Annotated in this window: 8 protein-coding genes; 1 reads left to right on the top strand and 7 read right to left on the bottom strand. The window is 71.3% G+C overall.

What is annotated here, in order from left to right; genetic code table 11:
* Nucleotides 1-2,778 carry a DEAD/DEAH box helicase gene (locus LY44_RS05090; RefSeq protein ID WP_081024525.1) on the top strand — a complete coding sequence of 926 codons (2,778 nt, stop codon included), beginning with the start codon at nt 1-3 and terminating at the stop codon, nt 2,776-2,778.
* A gap of 9 nt (nt 2,779-2,787) precedes the next feature.
* Here LY44_RS05090 and LY44_RS05085 read toward each other — a convergent pair whose 3' ends face one another.
* From LY44_RS05085 to LY44_RS05055, 7 genes are read right to left on the bottom strand one after another with little or no spacing between them, the layout of a single operon-like run.
* A complete protein-coding gene (locus LY44_RS05085) occupies nt 2,788-4,632 on the bottom strand; it encodes a hypothetical protein (protein WP_055209858.1) in 1,845 nt (614 codons plus the stop codon).
* Nucleotides 4,629-12,929, bottom strand: coding sequence for a hypothetical protein (locus LY44_RS05080; protein WP_146707200.1), 8,301 nt, complete (start codon nt 12,927-12,929; stop codon nt 4,629-4,631). The genes LY44_RS05085 and LY44_RS05080 overlap by 4 nt, the downstream gene beginning before the upstream one ends.
* A complete protein-coding gene (locus tag LY44_RS05075; protein WP_055209856.1) occupies nt 12,913-14,043 on the bottom strand; it encodes a hypothetical protein in 1,131 nt (376 codons plus the stop codon). The genes LY44_RS05080 and LY44_RS05075 overlap by 17 nt, the downstream gene beginning before the upstream one ends.
* Nucleotides 14,027-14,536, bottom strand: a complete 510-nt coding sequence (locus tag LY44_RS05070) for a hypothetical protein (protein ID WP_055209855.1) — start codon at nt 14,534-14,536, stop codon at nt 14,027-14,029. Before LY44_RS05070 ends, LY44_RS05075 begins: the two co-directional genes overlap by 17 nt.
* Entirely contained in the window at nt 14,533-16,686 is a 2,154-nt protein-coding gene (locus LY44_RS05065; protein ID WP_055209854.1) for a hypothetical protein, read from the bottom strand. The genes LY44_RS05070 and LY44_RS05065 overlap by 4 nt, the downstream gene beginning before the upstream one ends.
* Nucleotides 16,673-18,253: a hypothetical protein gene (locus tag LY44_RS05060; protein ID WP_055209853.1), complete on the bottom strand. Its 1,581-nt coding sequence runs from the start codon at nt 18,251-18,253 to the stop codon at nt 16,673-16,675. Before LY44_RS05060 ends, LY44_RS05065 begins: the two co-directional genes overlap by 14 nt.
* Entirely contained in the window at nt 18,250-19,308 is a 1,059-nt protein-coding gene (locus tag LY44_RS05055; protein ID WP_055209852.1) for an AAA family ATPase, read from the bottom strand. The genes LY44_RS05060 and LY44_RS05055 overlap by 4 nt, the downstream gene beginning before the upstream one ends.
* Nucleotides 19,309-19,323 lie beyond the last annotated feature (15 nt).

Genomic DNA, 19,323 nt, shown 5'->3' with positions numbered 1-19,323 from the left:
GTGAGCGGCGCCTTCGAGAAACTCGCCCGCCCGGTCCAGAAATGGATCCGCGCGCAGGGGTGGCGCGAGTTGCGCGACATCCAGAGCCGCGCGATAGGCGCGATTTGTGACGGGCAGGGCGATCTGATCCTTGCCGCGGCCACGGCCGGGGGCAAGACCGAGGCGGCTTTCCTGCCGCTGATCTCGCAGGTGCTGGAGGCCCCCGCCGCCGAACCGGGCTTTGATCTGCTCTATATCGGTCCGCTCAAGGCCTTGATCACCGATCAGGCGCGACGGCTTGAAGACATCTGTGCCGAGAGCGGTTTGCCCGTCGTGCCCTGGCATGGCGATGTCGCGGCCTCGGTGAAAGCGCGCGCTCTCAAGGCCCCGCGCGGCATCCTTCTGATCACGCCGGAATCGCTCGAGGCGCTGTTCGTGCGGCGCGGGCTTGAAATTCCACGCCTTTTCGGTGCCACGCGCAGCGTGGTGCTGGATGAACTCCATTCCATCCTCGACAGCGAGCGCGGCGTGCAGGTGCGCTCGCTTCTGACCCGGCTGGAACAGGCCACGGGCCGGTCCCTGCGGCGGATCGGCCTTTCGGCGACGCTGGGCGACATGGGCCTTGCGCGGCGCTATCTGCGCCCCGATGCCCCCGAAACGGTCACGCTGATCGCGGCCTCGGGGGGCGAGGCAGAATTGCGCTTGCAGCTGCGCGGCTATCTCTCGGGTGAGGAAGACGAACGCGGCCCCTCGGCCACCGACGCGATTGCCGCGCATCTCTTCGATCATCTGCGCGGCAGTGACAATCTGGTCTTCGCGGGGGCGCGGCAATCCGTTGAAATCTATGCCGACCGGCTGCGTGCGCGCTGCGAAGAGGCGCGTCTGCCGCAGGAATTCTATCCCCATCATGCCTCCTTGTCGCGCGAGCATCGCGATTTCGTCGAAACGCGGCTGAAGGACTGGAGCAAACCCACCACCGCGATCTGCACCTCGACGCTCGAACTGGGCATCGACATCGGGGATGTCACCTGCGTGGCGCAGATCGGCGCGCCGTTCAGCGTGGCCGCGTTGCGTCAGCGGCTCGGGCGTTCGGGGCGCCGCGCGGGCCAACCCGCGATCTTGCGGCAATATTCCGTCGAGACGCGGCTGACACCGCAAAGCGGGCTTGTCGACCGGCTGCGGCTTGGCCTTGTTCGGGCGGTGGCGATGATCGAGCTTCTGCTTGCGGGCTGGTGCGAACCTCCGCGCGCCGATCAGCTGCATCTTTCGACGCTCGTGCATCAGGTTCTTTCGGTGATCGCGGGGCAGGGCGGCGCCTCGGCTTCACAGCTATATCGGCTGCTGTGCAAGGAAGGGCCGTTTCGCCAGGTCTCGGCGCCGCTCTTCATGGATGTCCTGCGGGCGATCGGACGCGCCGAGGTCGGGCTGATCGAACAGGCCGCCAACGGGCTTTTGTTGCTTGGTCCGCGCGGCGAAAAACTGGTCGCGCACTACGGGTTTTACGCCGTCTTCCCGACACCCGAGGAATACCGGCTGATGTCTGCGGGCCGCGACCTCGGGACGATCCCGCTCGACAACATCCTTGCCCCCGGCATGATGCTGATCTTCTCCGGGCGTCGCTGGAGCGTGCGGGACATCGACACCGGCGCGAAAATCATCGTCGTCGAACCTGCAAAGGGCGGTGTGCCGCCCCGTTTCGGCGGCGAGCCCGGGCTGATCCACGACCGGGTGATCGAAAAGATGCGCGAGATCTACACGGGCGATCAGACCCCGGTCTACATGGACCGGACCGCAGCGGAATTGCTGTCCGAGGCCCGCAGCCATTACCATGCTGCCGGTTTCGGGCGGTCTGCGATCGTGAATATCGGCCCACGAAACTGGTTTCTGGCGACAGGATGCGGCACCGTTCGGACTGCAACGCTCGCCTTGGCGTTGCAGGGCGTCGGGCATCAGGTCGAACGCCACGACGGGTTTCTTGAGGTCACCTGCGGCACCGATGCGCCGCCCCTTGAAAAGACGCTCGCGCGCTGGGCCGAGGGGGCGGCGGTGGATTTTTTCGCGGCGGGGCCGAACCTCGTGTTCGAACCCTATCACCCCTATCTTGACGGGGATCTGCTGCGCACCGATGCGCGCAGTTCACGGCTGGACGCCGACGCCTTGCCCGGACTTTGTGCCCGGTTGCTCGAAGATTTCGTGTCATCCCCGGTCGAAGCCGGGACCTTCCGCGCACCATCGGGCGCTATTCCGCCGCTGCCGGACGCGGAATATCGCTTTGTGGCGCTTGATGTCGAAACCGCCAACGGAGATTGCGCCAGCATCTGCCAGATCGGCCTTGCCTGCGTGCGTCCTGACGGGACGATCGACAGCTGGTCGAGCTATATCGACCCCGAGGCGCCGTTCGCGCCGTTCAACACGCAATTGCACGGGATCGGGCCTGCGAAGGTGCGTGGGGCACCAAGATTTCTCGATGTCATAGCGTTCCTTGAGCCGTTGCTGCGCCGTCATGTGATCTTTCAGCACAGCGGCTTCGATCGGCGGGCGATCTCTGGCGCGCTTGCCTTGGCGGGCGTGTCGGAACCGGACTGGCGCTGGCAGGACAGCGTCCGGATCGCCCGCTGCGCCTGGCCCGAATTTCGCGGCAAGGGCGGGCATGGCCTCGCGCATCTGAAGGACCGTCTTGGCCTCGACTTCGCGCATCACGACGCCGCGGAAGACGCGCGCGCGGCGGCTTTGGTGGTGCTGAAGGCAGAACAAAGGCTGGGGTGCGCGTTCGACGATATCTTGCGGATGCGCCGGTGAAATCCCCTTTCAGCGCGCGTTTTGCGCGCAGTCCCGCACCAGGCGCAAAAGGCGCATGGACCGCCTTGGGTCGGGAACCGGTTTCCCGTCTTGCAGCCTTGGCAGTTCCGCGCGATCGCAGGCCCCGGAGAGCGATGCGTAGCGCAGGCGCAACGGCGCATCGGGGGCCCGCAGCCGCAGCGGATCGGGCAATCTGGCCGCAAGCGCATCCGCAAGCGCATCCGGATCGGCCGGTCGTTCCGCGGCCGCCAGCAGCTGCGGGGCGAGGGCCCGGAGTTCGGTCCGGCTCAGCGCGCCGTTGAGCGCAAGGCTTCGGCCGGTCTGCACAAGAACGCTGCACGGCCCCTCGGACAGCAGCGGGCGCAGCGGCCGGGCGCCCGTCGCCCCCAGCCAGTCCCACAGATCCGCGGCCGCCTGTCCGATCCTGCTGCCGGGCGCGGTCCGGGCGGCCAGACGCGCAACCTCGGCGGCAAGGGCGGTGATTTCCGTCACCGCGCCCGGATCGGCCAGCAGGCGAAACTCGAGCCCCTCAAGATAGCGTTGCACAAGCGGCTCAGGCAGGGCGCGGGGATCACGCGGACCGGCAAGCCAGTCAAGGAACCTCTCCCGCTCGGTCGCGGGCAGGCCGGCCAGACCCGGCGCCTGCGAGGCCGTCCAACCGGCGGCCTGGAAACGTTGCGCATCAGCGGGTTCCAGCGCGAAGGGCATGGCGCCAGCGGGGGTCGAGGGCGCGCCGCCCTCGCCCGAATAGGTCCAGCGCGGCAGCCCGGGCAAGGGATTGGCACGCCATTCCCGGGGCAGCGGGGCTTCGATATCCCTGCACGCCTGAATGTCGGGCGTGGCAGGCCTGCGCCGCAGCGCGACCCTGATCCCCTCGGCGGCGAAGAAGGTGCCGAAATCGGGATCGACCTCTTTCCTGTCGAACAGCGCCTCCAGCTCCTGCAGCCGCGCGGGCAGCTCCAGGTCCCAGCCCGAGGCGGCCAGCGCAAGGGTCACGCTTTCCTCGGGCAGGCAGTCATGTCGGCTGCCGATCTCGACACGCGGCGGCATCGGGTGGCAATGCGCGCGCAGGGCACAGGCGATCTGCAGGGCGCGGGCCTGCAGCAACAGCCGCCGCAGCGCGGGCGCGCGCGTGTCGGGGAGCGGCGGCGCCGCGCGCACCACCTGCGCCGCGCCGGGTTTCGGGTCGACGACATCGGTCACCGGCTGCAGCATCACCGCGCATTCCGGCCCGCGTTCGTGGAAATCGAGATGCAACCCGCCGTCCGGATCGAACCTCAGCGTGACCTCGGCGCCGCCCGCCAGCTCCAACCGCCCCAGCGCCGTCACGGGCCCGCGCAGCCGCGTGTCACCGGCGCAGGCGCGGGGAACCTCGGTCTCGCGGCGGTAGCGTGCAAGCGCTTCGAGGAGCCGATCGGGATCTTTCAGAACAGTTAGGGCGGGTGGTGCGGCGGTGCTGCCCTTGTTGCCGGGCAGATGGCCCCACCAGGGCCGTCGCGGCTTGCGGGCCTCCCGCGCCTCAGGGATTGCGCGGGCAAGATCGCGCCCGGGCAATCCGTCCAACGGCGCCGCGGCCGGGCGCGCAAAGGGGCCGGTGGCGTGCAAGAGCTGCTCCAGCTTCTGGCGCAGCGCGATGGTCGCCGCGGAAACCTCGGCGGTGCCGCCATTGATCATGAGCGCCGCCAAGGGCGGGTGGGCCTGCACGCGACCAAGGGCCGCAAGCGCCGCCGGGCGGAGCTTGAACCCGTCGCCCCAAGGCAGCCAGCCGGTCTCGACCGGCTGGTCACGATGAAACACGAGATCGCCTTTCGCGGGCAGCTCGATCCGCCATGCAGTTGCGGCTTTGTCTGTCATGGCGCCTGCTCCAGCAGAAGGTGCAGCTGATCGGGGCCCAGATAGCCCGTCGGATCGGCATGAGTTCGGCTTTGCCATAGCCCGATCGCGCGCCGGGACTGCGGCCCGAGGATTCCGTCGACGCCAAGGCCGGGGTCGACCCGGTCGCGCAAGGCGCGTTGCACCGCGCGAACATCGAAGGCGGGCTCGCCCGCCGCATCGACGGCGGAGACCGGGGCAAGCCGTGGCACGGAAGCCGCAGGCACTTGCGGGGGCACGGTCAGGGGCGCCGCGCCGGGGACAGGTGCCGTGCCGGGGACGGGCGCGAGGCCCGGGACAGGTGTTGTGCCGGGCGCGGCCGGGGGCGGGGCCACCGGCGCCTGCGCGGCCAGGGTGATGGCGGCGCCCAGCGGCACCTCCCACACGGCGCGGGCGGTGACCAGATACACGGTTCCGGCCGAGGGCACCGTCAGCATGGCGCGCAGGCCTCCGGTCAGGGGGGCGAGCGGCAGGCCGATGCTGCGCTCCTCCGGGCTGCGCAAACGGCTGTCGGGCGGCCCGGAGCGCAACAGCAGCCGACTGTCCGTGACGGAGACGGCAAGCCAGTCGGGCGCCTCCGCGCCCATCGCGCGGCTGCGCGGATGATCGGCGACGCTGTTCAGCTCGGTCCAGACCTGCCTGCGGCTGGCGTCGTCGCAGAACATGAGCGCGGTCTGCCGACCCTCTGCCGCGTCGAGCCGCAACCGCACCATCCCCGGCGCCGCGGGATCCGCGCGCAGCACGCTCACCCCCTCGGGCAGGCTTGCCATCAGCTCCGGCAGGGCCGGGCAGACCAGCGCCCCGGCCTCGATCCGTTCTCCGGCGCCCGCCAGCAGATAGGCGCCGTCGCGATCGACATAGGCCATGTCCCCCGAACGGGTCGGCAGCAGAACGCCGCCCGGCGCAAGCCGCCAGCTGCCGACGGGATGCCCCGCGCGGTAGGCCAGAACCCCCAGATCCGAGGGGATCAGCAAGGTTTCGGCCGGATCGCCCTGCGCCGCGCCGCGCAGCCGCAGATCGGTGAACCCTCCGGCGATCAGCGCGCGCGTGAGCGGCAGGCCGTTCAGCGCCACCGCTTCGGCCCCCGCTGCCGGTCCGGCCGAAGCGGCGGCCTCGGCGCGGCGCGACAACCGCCAGGGACCGGATTGTCCCCGCTCGGCGTCGCAGGTCTCCGCGGCCTGGCGCCCGCGCGCCCCGTCCCACAGCAGCGCCTTGCCGTCGGCCTGCCGCAGGCAAAGCGCGCTTGCACCCGCGTCATCGGCCCCGGGCCAACGCGCGTGCGTCAGCAACGAGACCTTCGCCGCATCGAACCCGGTCCCCGGGCGCCGTGTCGCCGCCAGACCGGGGGCGTTTGCGTCGAGCCGCCACCAGCCGCTGGCGGTCAGGGTTTCGATCCGGTCGGGGAAGGGCAGGGCGATCGCCCGGAACGTGTCGAAGTCGAACCGTCCCGCCGTCAGCCGCGCCGGTTCCCCCCGGAACCGGAGCGCAACCGTGCCGCTTGTCCGGGTCCGGCTTGCCGACAGATCGCCCGTGACCGCGGCCAGCGCCACCGGATCGTCCGTCTCGTGGGCCGCCGGGGCCAGCGCGCCCAGATCGCGGCGGCCGTCGGCCCGCCCCTCGAGCGCGCTGCCGTCCGCACAGGAGAGCCACAGCGGCGCCGCGGGCCGGGCCGGTTCGGCATGCTGAAGGCCGTTGCGCAACCGCACCGCGCGCGGGGCGCAGCGCGCCAGAACCGCCGGATCGGCGGTCTCGGCGGTGACCAGTGTGGCGGGGTCGATCCGGCCCGTCGCGGCCCCCGCCACGCCGTCGGCGGTGACGAATTGCAGCGCGCCGCCCTCGGCGGCAAGGGCGAGCGGGGTATCAAGCGCCAGCCTGCCCGTCGTCCAGGCCAGATCGCGCCATCGGTCGTCCAGCGTCAGAAGCGCGGCGTCGGGGCGGCCCTCCGGGTCAAGCCCATAGCGCAGCCGCCCCGCCTCGGCCGTGACGCGGCCCGAGAGGCGGTCCCGCAGCGCGGCGCCGCGGGCCGGATCGAGTTGGACGGGGGCCGCCCCGGCGCGATCGAGCCGCGTGGCGGACAGGTCCGAAACCGCGTAAGTCCCGGGGGCCAGCGTCACGCCGTTGCCCACTGCGGCGGCCCGGTCCTGACACCAGAGCCGATCGGCATCCTCCAGCGCCGTAAGCCGGTTGCCCCGCTGCACCACCGGGCTGTCGCGCCACAATTCCACCGTTTCCCCCGCGCAGCTCAGCCGGTCGTTGAGCGTGTCATGCGGCAGCGTGCCCGCAAGGGGCTGGGCGATCGGCATCTCGCGCCCGTCCTCCAGCAGATAGGCGCCGGAGACGCCGCCCGCCTGCTTCCGCCAGCGCCAGAAGCCGGTGTCGCGAACCAGCAGGTTTGACAGATCGGCAGGCCGGGCGCAGCTGGTCAGCTGGCTCAACGGGCCGGTTGCCTCCAGACAGCCGCCGCCCTCGAAGGCGATCTGCACCCGCCCCGGGTCTGTCGCCGGCCGTCCGGCGCGGGTTGCAGCGATCCCGCCTGCTGCCGGAACAAGCAGTGCCCGATTGGCAAGCGGACCGCGTGGCGAGAGCAGGCGCAGCCCCATCCGGGTTCCCGCCAGAACGGCATCGGCGCCCGGCTCTGCCACCAGCGACAGCACCTGATCGAAGGGCATGGCGGCGCCGCGCTGCCAGTCGAACGGCAGCCGGTCCGGCCCGACGCCGACCCGTTGCACCGCGATGCTGTAGCGCGGCCGGGTCGCGGCGAAACCGACCTCGATCCCCTCAAGCTGCGCGACAAGGCGCGATGTCCAGCCCTGCTCGGTCGCATCGGGGGCGCGCCAGCGCGCGCCTGCCCTGTCCCAGATCACCGGGCCCGCGGGCGTGGCGGCATGAACCCGCCAGAGGTCCGGCGCATGACGCATCGCATCGAGCGGGCCGCCGGGGGCGGGCGCCTGCGGTGGCCGAACCCCCGCAAGCTCCGAGACCCGCGCGGCGTCAAAAGTGCCCGCACCGGTCACCGCAACCGCCGTCTCGGGGGTGGCGGCAAAGCCGAGGAGCTGGTCGATCTCGAAGTCAAGGCCGCGCCCGGCGATGCGCCAGCCCTGCGCTGGGTCTTCGGTCGTCACCCTGATCACGCCCTTCACCACCTGCCATCTGCGCCCGTTCTCGCGCGCAAGGACACGGTCGCGGAACGGCGCCGGGGTGCCCGCCCATTGCCCGCCCTGCGGCGCAACCCAGCCACCGGGGGTTTGCAGTTTCAGCGCGCCGCCCTCATTGGCGATCCGCTGCGCGCCGATGGGCGCGGCGCTGGCGCCGTCGAGCCGCTCGGCGGGCACGAGCCCCAGCGGGGTCAGGTAGACCGGCCCGCCCGCGGCGCTGCCCACCGAGGTTCGGCGGTCGTGCAAGAACCCGCGCCGGTCGAGATCGTCCACCTTTTGCCCGTCGACCCGCAGCGTGGCCGCGAGCCGCTGCGCGCGGGGCGTGATCGTCAATTCAAATGCGCCGTTTTGCAGCGAAACGGTTTGCGCGGCCGGGCCCTGCGTGCCGTTGCGGGCGTCGATCTGCGCCGTCCCGTCCAGAAAGGCGCCCTCATACATCGCCAGCGGCTGCGCCATTCCCTGCGCCGAGACCCGCCGCATCCCCGTCCGGGGATCATCCTGCCAAAGACCGTTGCCGGTCATCCAGGCGATGGCGCCCGCCGCAAGCGCGATGCCGCGCCCGGGCTGAAGCGGCAGCAGCACGCCCTGCGGCATCGCCTGTTCCGGCGGCAGGCGCAGCGGTTCCGCAGCATCGGCCTGTTGCAGCACGATCTCCCGACCTGTCCGGTCCCAGGCGACCCAGCCCTTGTCCAGCGGCTCGGGCGTGTCGAGGGGGGCGAGCGGCTCCGAACGACCGGGCACGAGGCCGCGAAGCGCGGCCCCGGCAAGATCGGGCGGGTTCAGATAGCTGCGGCCATCGATGTCGCGCAGCTGCCGGGCGATCTCGTTTCGATCTTCGGGCCGGGTGAGATCAGGGGCGGGCAGAGCGGTCTCGCTCAGGATCCTGCCGCCCGGCCGGTCCAGCTCGACCCGGCGCCGGTCGGTCACGACCGTGATCCTTCCCCGCGCGGCCAGGGCGTCAACCAGCACCTCGCCGGGGGCCAGCCGCAGCGCCAGCGGCGTGGCGCTTTCGCAAGGCGCGAACCGGGGCGGCGGCGGCGGGACATGGGGCATCGGGCCGATGAAATCGGGCGGCGGGGCCGGAGGCGCGGGCGGCGGGATCTCGCAACGGCTCGTGCCATAGCGGATCAACTGGCCCTCGGCGGTCAGGCCAAGCCAGTCCGCTTGCTCGCCGGGGCCGGTCTCCAGCCCGATCAGCGCCGCGAGATCGGCGGGAAACCGGATCAGCGGGTCGGAAAAACGCGCGCGGCGGGCGGCGAAAGCCCTGCCATCGGCGGTCAGGAACGTGTCTTCGACCGACCCCGGATGCGCCAGCGCGATCGGCGCCTTGGCCAGCGCGGCGGGGACGGGGGGAGGCAGGCTGCCCGCGGCTCCGATCAGCCGGATAGAATTGCCGCTGTAGGCCAAAAGCTCCCCGTCGCGCCGGTGCAGATGATCGACCCGCGCAAGCATTCGCTGCGGCGCCTCGGGCGCAAGGTGCCACAGCGCCCCGCCCTTGCCCTCCCAGAACAGAGCCGTCCCCCCCTGCATGAAAAGCTGGCCCTCTCGCGTCACCCTGGGCCCGTCGAGCCTGCGGATCGGACGCAATGCGGGATCAAGCACGATCAGCCCCCGCGCGGTCTGCACGATCTGCCCGGGGCCTGCGGGCAGCGTCACCGCGCCCCACAGATCGCCCGCGTCAAGCACCAGGGGCGGTGGTGCGGCGCGGCTGCAATCGGGCGCGTGCCGGGCGGGCTTGCCGGTGCAGTGCCACAGGGCCAGCTGCGCGTCGATGCGCCACAAGGCGGCCGCGCCGCCCCTGGCGCCAAAGCGGAAGGCGCGGTCGGTGCCGGGGTCGTAGCGCCAGGCCACCTTGGCAAGGGGCTGCGCCCCCTCCGGTTGGTTTTCAAGCACATGGAACGCAGCCGGGCGTTCGGGCGGCCCGTCGCTCAGGAGGATCTGGCCGCCCGGCAGGGTTTGCAAGGTCCAGCCCCGCGCCGCCGCGGGCAGCGCATAGCTGGCGAAAGGCGCGGTTTCCCCGCGCTGGAACAGCGCCAGTTGCCGGTCCGACAGCGCAAGATAGGCGCTCGGGGTCTGCGCCAGATCGCGCAGCCGCGCCGGATCGAACGGCAGCTTCGGAAACGCCGGTCGGCTGGCCGGTTCGAAGGCGATCCCGTCACGGCTTAAGGTGCCGACCCAGAGCGCGCCGTTGTCGTCCCAGGCCGAGACCACCGGCCCGCGCGCGCCCGAGACCCGGTCTATCTGAACGATGCTCCGCGGCTGGCCCCGGAACGGCCGTTTCTGCCAGAGCCGCTGGCGCAGATCATAGCTCCACAGCGCATCGTCGGTCAGCAGCTCGAAGCTTTCTGCAACCGCATAGGCCTTGCGCACCTGCGCCATCGCGGGGCCGGGGCCGGGCGCGGGCGCAAGCACCTGTATCGACCCGCCGGACCATTGGCGCAGCGCGCCGTCGGGATCGAGAAACAGCACCTCGCCCCGCTCCTCGACCAGGGTCGGATGGATCCCGTCGAGCGTCACGCGCCAGGTCAGCTGCACCGCCTCGGTCTGACAACTGTCGGGCGCGGACATCGTTGCCAGCGGCAGCGAGCGCAGATGGTCGGGACCGATCTGCACCAGCTGGCCGGTGATCACCCGAAGCTGCGCATCGGCGGGCAGATCGAGGCCGCGCACCTGCAGCCAGCGGTGCCGCTGCGGTTCGTAAAGGCCCGCGCCGCGGCTGGTTGCCACGATCAGGCGACCATCGGGCAGGGGAACGACGCCGCGCAGATCGCCCTCGGGCGGTGCCGCGCCGCGGAACAGGCACCCCGCCGGTGTTTGCAGATACCGCCGACCGTTCTCGCGGGCCATGACGACGGGGCCGTCGGCATCGCGCCAACCGCCTTCGAAACCGGCGCCCGACATCAGCGCGACCGCGCCGCGGAACAGCCCGTTTCCGGTGCGCCACAGCGGCACGCCCCCCGCGACCGAAAGCAGGCTGGTATCGCCCCCGGCCCCCGGAACGGTCCAGATCTGGCCAAAGCTGCGGTCTTGCGGCCGATAGCTCTGCACCTTGCCATTGCCGGCAAGGAACAGCGTCCGGCCGTCCGACATCGCATCGCCGACCTCGGCGCCGGAAAGCTCTGCCGCGACCGGCGCGCCGATCACGGGCTGCCAGCCCTGTCCCTCGCCGCGGAAAAGCCGGCCGCGATCATCAAGCGCAAGGATCTGGTCAGAGGTCAGAGCCACGTCGCGCAGGGCGCTGCCTTGCGGCCCGGGCCATGGCCCCTTCCAGCCGCGCGCCTTGACGTCATAGCCCCATAACGCGTTGCCCGTGGCAAGGATCAGCGAAGCGTCAGAGGCCGCCATCGAGACCGGCCGGATCGGTGCGGGCAGTCCTTGCTGCGTCAGCCGCGTGACCCTGCTTGCGCTCGGCGCGCCCGCCTGGCCCGGGACCGGAGGCGAGAGGAAATAGACCGTGCCCTGGCCGGTGATCACCGCAAGCCCGCCGCCATCGGGATGCGCCAGCCGCAGCCGCGTGCCCAGAAAGGCGGCTTCGGTCACCTCTGCGCGCAGCGCCGGGAGCTCTCCCGAAAGGGTGATCGTGCGGATCTCGCCCTGCTGTCGGTCCACCAGCCAGAGCTGCCCGGCGCTGGCGACAAGCTGCGGCGCGTCAAGCGGCAGGGCGGGATAGTCGGACGCGGCAACAAAGGCATACCCTCTGGTCCTGATGTCATGCACGAAGATGCCGTCGCGTCCCAGCGCGACCAGACGATCCCCCAGCGCGGCCGCGGCAAGAAAGGTCGCACCGGCGGGAAAACCCGGCGCGCGGGGCGGGGTGGCCTCTGCTTCTTTGTCCAGACGCAGGATGCGGCCCGCCCGGCCCAGCCCCCAGACCACGCCCGGTGCGGTGACGATGATCTGGCGCAGCGGATCGTCGAGCTTGCGCTCTGTCACGATGCGGCCCTTTTCCAGCGTCACGAAACGATCGGGAAAGCCCGCATGCAGGCGGATGCCCTCGGTCTCGGCGAAATGTGCGGTGGGGGGGCGGCCGTCAAGTTCCTGCCAGCGGCGTTCGGCGGGGTCATAAAGATGCAGCCCCGCCGCGCCCAGCGTGATCAGCTGACCGGCCTGGGCCACCGCATGGTGCAGCCCGCTGTCGTTCAGCTGTGGAAAAAGCGCGGTCTCGCTGCGCAGGATGCGGATCTCCTTTCCGGTCCCCAGCCGGGCAAGGGTCAGGCAGCCCGGCGTGCCGCCCTCGGCGCAGGCGTGGCGCAGCAGCGCGACCGGCCCGCCCTCGCCCGGACGATCAAGCGAGAGCACCGCGCCCGGCAGGGCATCAAGGCGCTGCGCGGGCCCGGTCGCGTCGCTGTCCAGCGCGAACAGGCCCGCGCTCGAGCCGATGAAATAGCGATTGCGCCACGTGGCCAGCACATGCCCCGTGCCCGGCACGGCGGGCAGGGCGGTCCAGTGGCCATCGGCTTCGCGGAACAGGCCGAGCCCTTTCTCCCCGGCATCGACAAGCATGCCGCTGCCATCGTCGGCGGCGATCCAGTCCTGCACATCCGCCTGTTGCACGGGCTGGCCGTCGGCGCCGGTGAAGCGCGAATCTTCCAGGAGGACGCGCCAGTCCGCGCCGGTGCTGCGGGCCAGTCCGCCGGTCGCGGTCAGCGCATGAACCACGGAGCTTTGCGCGCAGCTTTGCCAGGGCGCGCCCGGCGCCGGGGTGCAGCCTTGCGACAGCAGCGAAAGCGGCCCCGACAGGCCTTTCGCCTGCCCGGGCAGGGTCTCGGTGTCGAAGCGCCGGGTGAGCGTGTCGAGGACGGTGATCGTGCCGTCTTCGCGCCCCATCACCAGCGCGCGCCCGCGCGCGACCGCATCGACGATCGGCGCTTCCGGCTGGCGGTAGTCGCTCAGGATGCGCGGGTCGTCGATCTCGGCGGGCAGCGGCGGGTCAAGCAGGCTGCTGCCCGCCAGAAAGGAGGCGATGGCATATCCCGCCAGCGACGCGGCCGTCACCCCGCCCAGCGTCAGCGCCACAAGCCCGGCATCAAGACGCCCGCGCGGGCGAATGTCGCCCAACGCCCGGCGCGCGGCGGCCTGCTCGCTTTCCCGGGCAAGCCTGCGCAATTCACGAAGCTCGGACATGCGCCATCCCCTGTTCTGTCTGTGGTTGGGGCCGCTCGGGCGCCGCGGCCGCAAGGCCCGCCGCCGCCATCTCGCCCGAGGGGCGGCAGGTTTCGACGCCCGGAAGCAGCCGCCCGAGCCAGCCGGTCCGGGCCGCGGCTGCCGTGCCGCGCAGGAGGTTTGCCTCGGTCTCGGCGGCCCAGAATTCGAAGCTGATCAGGGTCTCGGCGGCGGCCAGCTCTGCGGCAAAGGCGGTTGGTCCAAGGCGCAGTTCGGCCCAGCGGGCGAACCAGTCGAGCGCGCGGGGCGCGCGGTCCTGCCGCGCCAGCCGCGCCGCCCCCAGCGTTGCCGCTGCCAGCGCCGCCCGGTCCATCCCGGCCGCCTGCAACTGCGCAAGCGCCTGCACAAGATCGCCCTGCGTCGGGCTGGCCAGCGGCGCCCAGGGCGCGTCTTGCCAAAGCGCGTCCAGCACTGTCAGGTCCGGCGGGGGCGGATCGTGCCGCGCCAGCAGGGCGCTGACCTCGCAAAGCCGGATCTGCACGGCGTCAGAGCCATCGCAAAGCCGCATCAACCAGCGCGCGCGCCGCGCCATCTCGGCCGCGTCCGTTTCGGGAAAACGCTGTCCGGGCGCTTCGGCCGCCTGCCTCGCGGCGTCTTCGAACACCCGCAGATCGGCAGAGATCAGCCGTGTCAGGAAGCCGTCTTTCGGCCCGATGCGGGATTGCAGCGCCACCAGCCCCTCGGCAAGCGGGCTGCGCAGCAGGGCGCGCAGCACCACAGTCTGCAGAAAGCGCAGCGGCTGCGCGAGGCCGAGGAATTCGATCAGCGCCAGAACGGCAAGCGGCACCGGCGCCAGCAGCCAGATCAGCGACCACGGCCGCGCCGCCGTCCACACCCACGACCAGGCCGGAACCCAGAGCGCATCATGGGCAAGGTAGATCAGACGGCCCGCGCCGGTCGGCGCAAGCGCTTCGGTATGCACCGACCAGAAGCACAGCACCGCTGTTGCCAGCACCAGCGCGGTGGCGAGCCAGCGGATCTTCAGACGGCGCTTGCGCTGCGCGCGCGGCATGAGCGCGGCCAGCACGCTTGAGCGGCCGCGCCCGGCCAGCGGGGTCTCATGGCGGGGGGGCATGGTCCGCCTCCTGTGCCGAGGTGGGGGGGCGCTGGCCCGCGCCCTGTTGTGCGGCGGGCGGGGGCGGGGGCGGCATGAGAATTTGGCGCAGCGTTTCCAGCACCATGACGCGGTTCTGCGCGATCCAGATCGACCCGGCCAGAAGCAGGGCAAAGCCCAGAAACCAGGGCAGCAGCTGCAACAGCCGCCGCGCGGCGAGCCGCAGGGCGAGCCCGAAAATGGACATGCGCAGCCTGAAATCGGCGGTGCGCGCATCGCGCCGCAATGCGTCGCGCTGTTGCGCCATCTGCGCGAGGCCCGGCGCCGTGTCGAGGCGCTGCCGGTCGCGCCGACGCGTGCTGCCAAGGCGCGCGGCCAGATCGCGCAACCGGCTTTCTTCTGCCCTTGCCGCGGCGGCAAGGCCTGCGGCCTGCGCGCTTTCCGCGCAAAGCCGCGCGCAGTCGGTTTCCAGCCAGAGCGTGCTTGCGGCGCGGTCGGGGGTTTTGTCGCTCATGGACGCCGCAACCTTTCGCGCAGGGCCTTGATCCGGTCATGCAAGGCCGCGGCCTTGCGGTCGGCGGCCTGCATCGCCTGCTCGCTCGCCGCGACCTCGGCCAGATAGGTCCGGACGAAGGCGAAGCGGGCGGTTTCGAGCGCCGGGCCCGCGGCGGCGATCTCCGAAAGCTCCCCGTCCAGCGCCGAGACCGCGCCCAGAAGCGGCGCCACGGCGGCATCGATCTCGGCAAGCCGGGTCTGCGCCAGATCAACCGCCGCCCTGGCGGCAGCAAGGCGTTGCCGGGCCGCGCCGACCTCGGAGCGCGCGGCATCGTTCAGGGCATCGAAGTCATGCAGGATCTCGGTCATCGCCTGCGCCCAGTCGTCCTTCAGGGCGGTGACCTCGGCCGCCATCCCGGCGCGCAGCTCCTGCGCGAGGCGGCCCGAATAGAGCGACTCTGCCAGCTCGCGCCGCGCCTCGGGATCACCGGCAAGGGGCGAGCGGACCAGCAGGTGTTCGTTGATCCAGCGCAGCCGGGTTTGCAGCGGTGCGAAATCCGCAAGGTCGATCAGCTCCACCGCGATCTCGTCGGTCGCACCGGGGGGCGCACCGGGGGGCGCGCCGGGGGGCGCGCCGGGGGCCGGGGGCAGACCGGTGAAGACGAAGGCCGGTCTGGCGCCCGGTTTGTCCAGCACCGCCGAGCCATCGGCAAAAAGACCGCCCAGAACCAGCTTCAGCGTCGCCCCGAGCGCACCGCCGAAACTGTCGATCTGCGGCAAGATCCGCTGCCCCGAGGGCACGAAGACGGCGGGTTCGTCGGGGTGCCCGACGCGGGCCTCTTCGCAATGCGGATCAAGCCAGTAGGTGATCGGATGATCTTCCGTCGCGGCACGCCAGTAATGCTCGGGGATGCGCCCCTCGAACTGCACCTGATCGGGATCGTAAAGCACGAAATGCGCGGGGTCGGCCCGCCCCGCGGCATGGGCTACCGCATAAAGCAGCCCACGGCTGTCGCGCAGCGCGGCGGGCATCTTGCGCAGCCCGTCCACAAGCGCGGGCAGCTGCGCATCGGTGAAGCGCAGCAACCGCGACTGCGGCCGGGCCAGCGCCTGCAGCAGGCTGATTTCGATCTCGCGCTCCTCGATCTCGCCGCGCAGTCGCTCGATATCCTCAGGCGCGCGTTCGCGTTCGGGAATGGCGGCGAGCCTTATCCGGTAGCCCAGCGGGAAGCTGCGCGCGGTCAACCGCTCTGTCAGCGCCTGCAACGCCTGCGCCGAAGGTGCGATGCGCAGCGACGTGACCCGAAGCGCGGGCCCGGTCTCGTCGGGCTGATCGGGCGTCGCGCCGACCGGGGCGAGGATTTCGGCCGGGGCCATCGCCGCGCCGACCGTGGCGGGGGCACCGGCATCGGCCAGCCCGACCGGGGGCGGCACCTCGGCCAGGGCCAGCCGCAGCGCGCCATCGGCCGTCGCGGGCGGGACGAAATGCACCTCGGTTCGGCGTGAAAGCAGCCCGGCCTCGCACAGCGCGTTCAGCAAGGCCGTCACTTCGGGCCCTTCGGGCAGCATCTTCCCCTCGGGCAGCCACAGCGCCAGCCCGCCGCGGCTCTCGGGGCGCAGCAGTGCCAGCCCGCCGATCCGCCCTGAGGCCTGCAGTCCCGCAAGCAACGAGCCCCGCGCGGCGTCGTCGTCCAGTTCGATCAGCGTTGCGCTTTCGCCCGACAGCAGCTTCGCGTCGCGCCCGCGCCGGATCAGCGCGCCAAGCGCCGCGGGATCGTCGTCAAGCACCACCCGCCGCAGGCTGCTTTCGGGCGGGCCGGGGCGGTCCTGCAGGCGCGTCCAAAGATGCAGCAAAACCCCTTCGAGCAGGCCTGGCACGGCATCGATCGTGCCGGTGGAAAGGGGCACGCCGGCCACTTCCTCTGCGCCGCGGCCTGCCGCCTCGAAAGCCTCGGCGATGCGCCCGCGCAGCATTTCGATCTCGTCCTCGGAGGCCGCCCAGGGGCCCTCGGGCCGGGGCAGGATCGGCAGGATCATGCCTTCGGGATGGACGCGGAGGCGCAGGTCGCAGCGGGCGGCAAGCGCGAAATGCGGCGCCAGCGCCTGCAAGAAGGCGTCGGATTGTGCCGCGCGCAGCCGGAAGTAAGACCAAAGATCACGCTTTGCCATTCAACGTCTCCAGCGTGGCGTCAAGCATCCAGAGGACCAGGCGGCCGATGAATTCCGCCATCGAGCGGGGTTGCTCGGGGTCCGGTGCGGCATCGTCGGCGGGCGGCAGCGGCAGGCGCAGCTCTCCGACCTCGCGGCTGTCGCATTGGCCGAGGAGTTCGACCGGGGCCGTTCCCGCAGGATCGTCTTGCCAGACCAGCCGGGCAAGGACGGCACCGGCGCGCCCCTCTGCGCCCAGATCCTGCTCGAAACGACTGCGCGCCTCGTCCCAGCTTTCGGCCGAAAGATCGCGCACCGGCGCGGCCCACAAAAGGAACCGCGCGCCGTATTCCTCGATCAGCCGGGTCTCGCTTTGGGCGTCCTTGCGGGCCAGCTGGCCGGTGGCCCGGCGCAGCAGACGGCGGACCGCGGGCCAATCCGGCGCACCGGGAAGATCTGGCGCAAGGTCGGGTCGTTCCGCATCCCAGGCCAGAAAGTCGGGAAACAGCCCGGTGCCCATCAGCAGATCGGCCCGCAGCTTGCCGTCGATCTGCAAGGGCGGCAGCTTCCCCTCGATCGCGCGCTCAAGTTGGCCCGGCAGATGCGCCGCGGGGCCATGCGCGCAGGCCAGCAAAAGGTCCGATTGCGCCAGCCCCAGCCGGTTGAGCGCCACGCGCAGCCGCAAGGCGTAATCGGCCCAGGCCGCGCGCAGGATCAGCCCCATTCCGTCCTCGGCCCCGGCCTCGAGCAATGTCGCGGCCAGAAGATCGCGGCGCGGGTCGCGGCGCGGCGGACGGTGGCGCACCAAGATCCCCTCGTGCAGCAGGCGGCTGGCGAAAACCGCGCGCGGCAGCACCAGTTCGGACATCAGCGCGTCCGAGATGTCCTCAAGCGCCTGCGAGGGGCGAATGCCCGAGACGCCGCCCTCTTTCGGCCGGATCCCGGCGCGGCGGCGCAGGGAAATCTGCCGCGCCTTGCGGCGGCGCTCGGCGCGCATCCGTTCCGGATCGAAGTCCGGCGGGGTCAGGAAGACCAGCGCGGTGAGGGCCGGATCGGCGATCCGCCGCGGCCCCGGCATCGCCGCCAGGTGACGCATCCGGCCGCGTTGGATCGTGCGCGCCTCGGCCAGAACATCCATCGCCGCCGCGGCCCAGAACGGGCGCCCCATCACGGCGGGGTCCGCAAGCGCGGTATCGACGAATCGCACGATCCGCGCCTCGAGCGCGCTTGCGGTGCCGGAGGGGGCGGCCCCGGCAGGCGCGACAAGCGGCATCTGCCCCAGATCCGCCGCCGCCTTGCGCAGGATCGGCTCGCAGACCCGGATCGCGGCGAAGGGGCCAGCCTCTTTCAGCAAGAGCTGACCGCCGATCGCGCCGCTCAGATCCAGCGATCTTGCCATCATCGCATGCATCCGGCCCCAGAACGGATCGGACCCCGGCTGCCGCGCGGCAAGCGCGCTGGCAAGCGAGATCGCCAGCTCTGCGGGCAGCGCGACATGGCGCTGGGCGAAGGCCGCCTGCAGCCGCGCCGGGGCCGCCGCAAGCCCGGGGTCGGCGGCATGCAGCAGGATTTGCGGGCCGGTCGTCATGGCCGCGCCAGATCCTGACGGATCTTCTCGACCGTGCCGGGTTCGTGCTGGTCGAGCCCGTAGCTCAGGATCACGTTCAGGTCCTGCGGCGTGATCTCGGCCGTCTTCGCTGTCGCCGCTGCGCTGCGCAACAGCGCCTGCGCCAACACCACGGCAGAGAATTTCACCAGCCGCCGGTTGGACATTTCCGACAGCTCGCGTCGGCGCAGATTGGCCACGATATCGGCAAGCCGCGCCAGCACGGCGCTTTGCGGATCGATCGCAAGCTTGCCCTCGGTCGTCTGTTTCTCGACGCCGTCGCGATAGGCCTGCAGCCCGTCGAGCAGCCCCGCGAAGGCCTCGCGCCTGACCGTGCCGTGATCGTGGGTCTCGGTCCAGGCGGCGGCCAGCAGCCGCCCCAGACTTTCGGTGCCCGCGGGGGCATTCTCCATCCGGCAGCGCAGCAGGAACCGGTCATAGACCGCGCCCAGCCCGTCTTCCCGCGGCGGATGGTTGGTCGCGGCAAAGAGCAGCTTGAGGGGCGTTTGGATCACCTGTCCGCGGTCGTGGAACTTGCGTTCGTTCATGAAGGTCAGCAGCGCGTTCAGGATCGCCGAGGAGGCGTTGAACACCTCGTCGAGAAACACCACCTCGGCGCGCTGCATCTGCCCCTCTTCGAGCCGTTCGAGCGCGGGGGGCTTGTCCATCAGCTTGGCCAGGTTGAAAAAGCCGAACAGCTCCGAGGGTTCGGTGAACTGGGTCAGCAGATATTCGAAATAGCGCTCGTCGCGTTTGCCTGTGCTTTTGGCCGCGGGCGCGGTGTCCTGCGCATCGCGGGGATCTTGCGTCAAGACCCCGGTCAGGCTGCAAAACGCCCGGATCAGCCGCGATTTGGCGGTGCCGGGCGGGCCGATCATCACCATGGCTTCGCCCGTCATCGCCGCCAGCATCATGCAGCGCACGGCCTCTTCCATGCCGTGAAAGCGGCGGTTCAGCTCGGCTTCGAGGGCGAGCAGCCTGATGAGCGTTTCGCGGTGGGCGGTGTAAAGGGCGGTGACGGCGGGGGCTGAAAACATGATCGGATCCGTTGC

It is taken from the genome of Rhodobacter capsulatus (assembly GCF_003254295.1).
Taxonomy (GTDB): domain Bacteria; phylum Pseudomonadota; class Alphaproteobacteria; order Rhodobacterales; family Rhodobacteraceae; genus Rhodobacter; species Rhodobacter capsulatus.
Note: the sequence above shows the minus strand (reverse complement) of the source record. Positions and strands in the feature narration are given on the sequence as shown.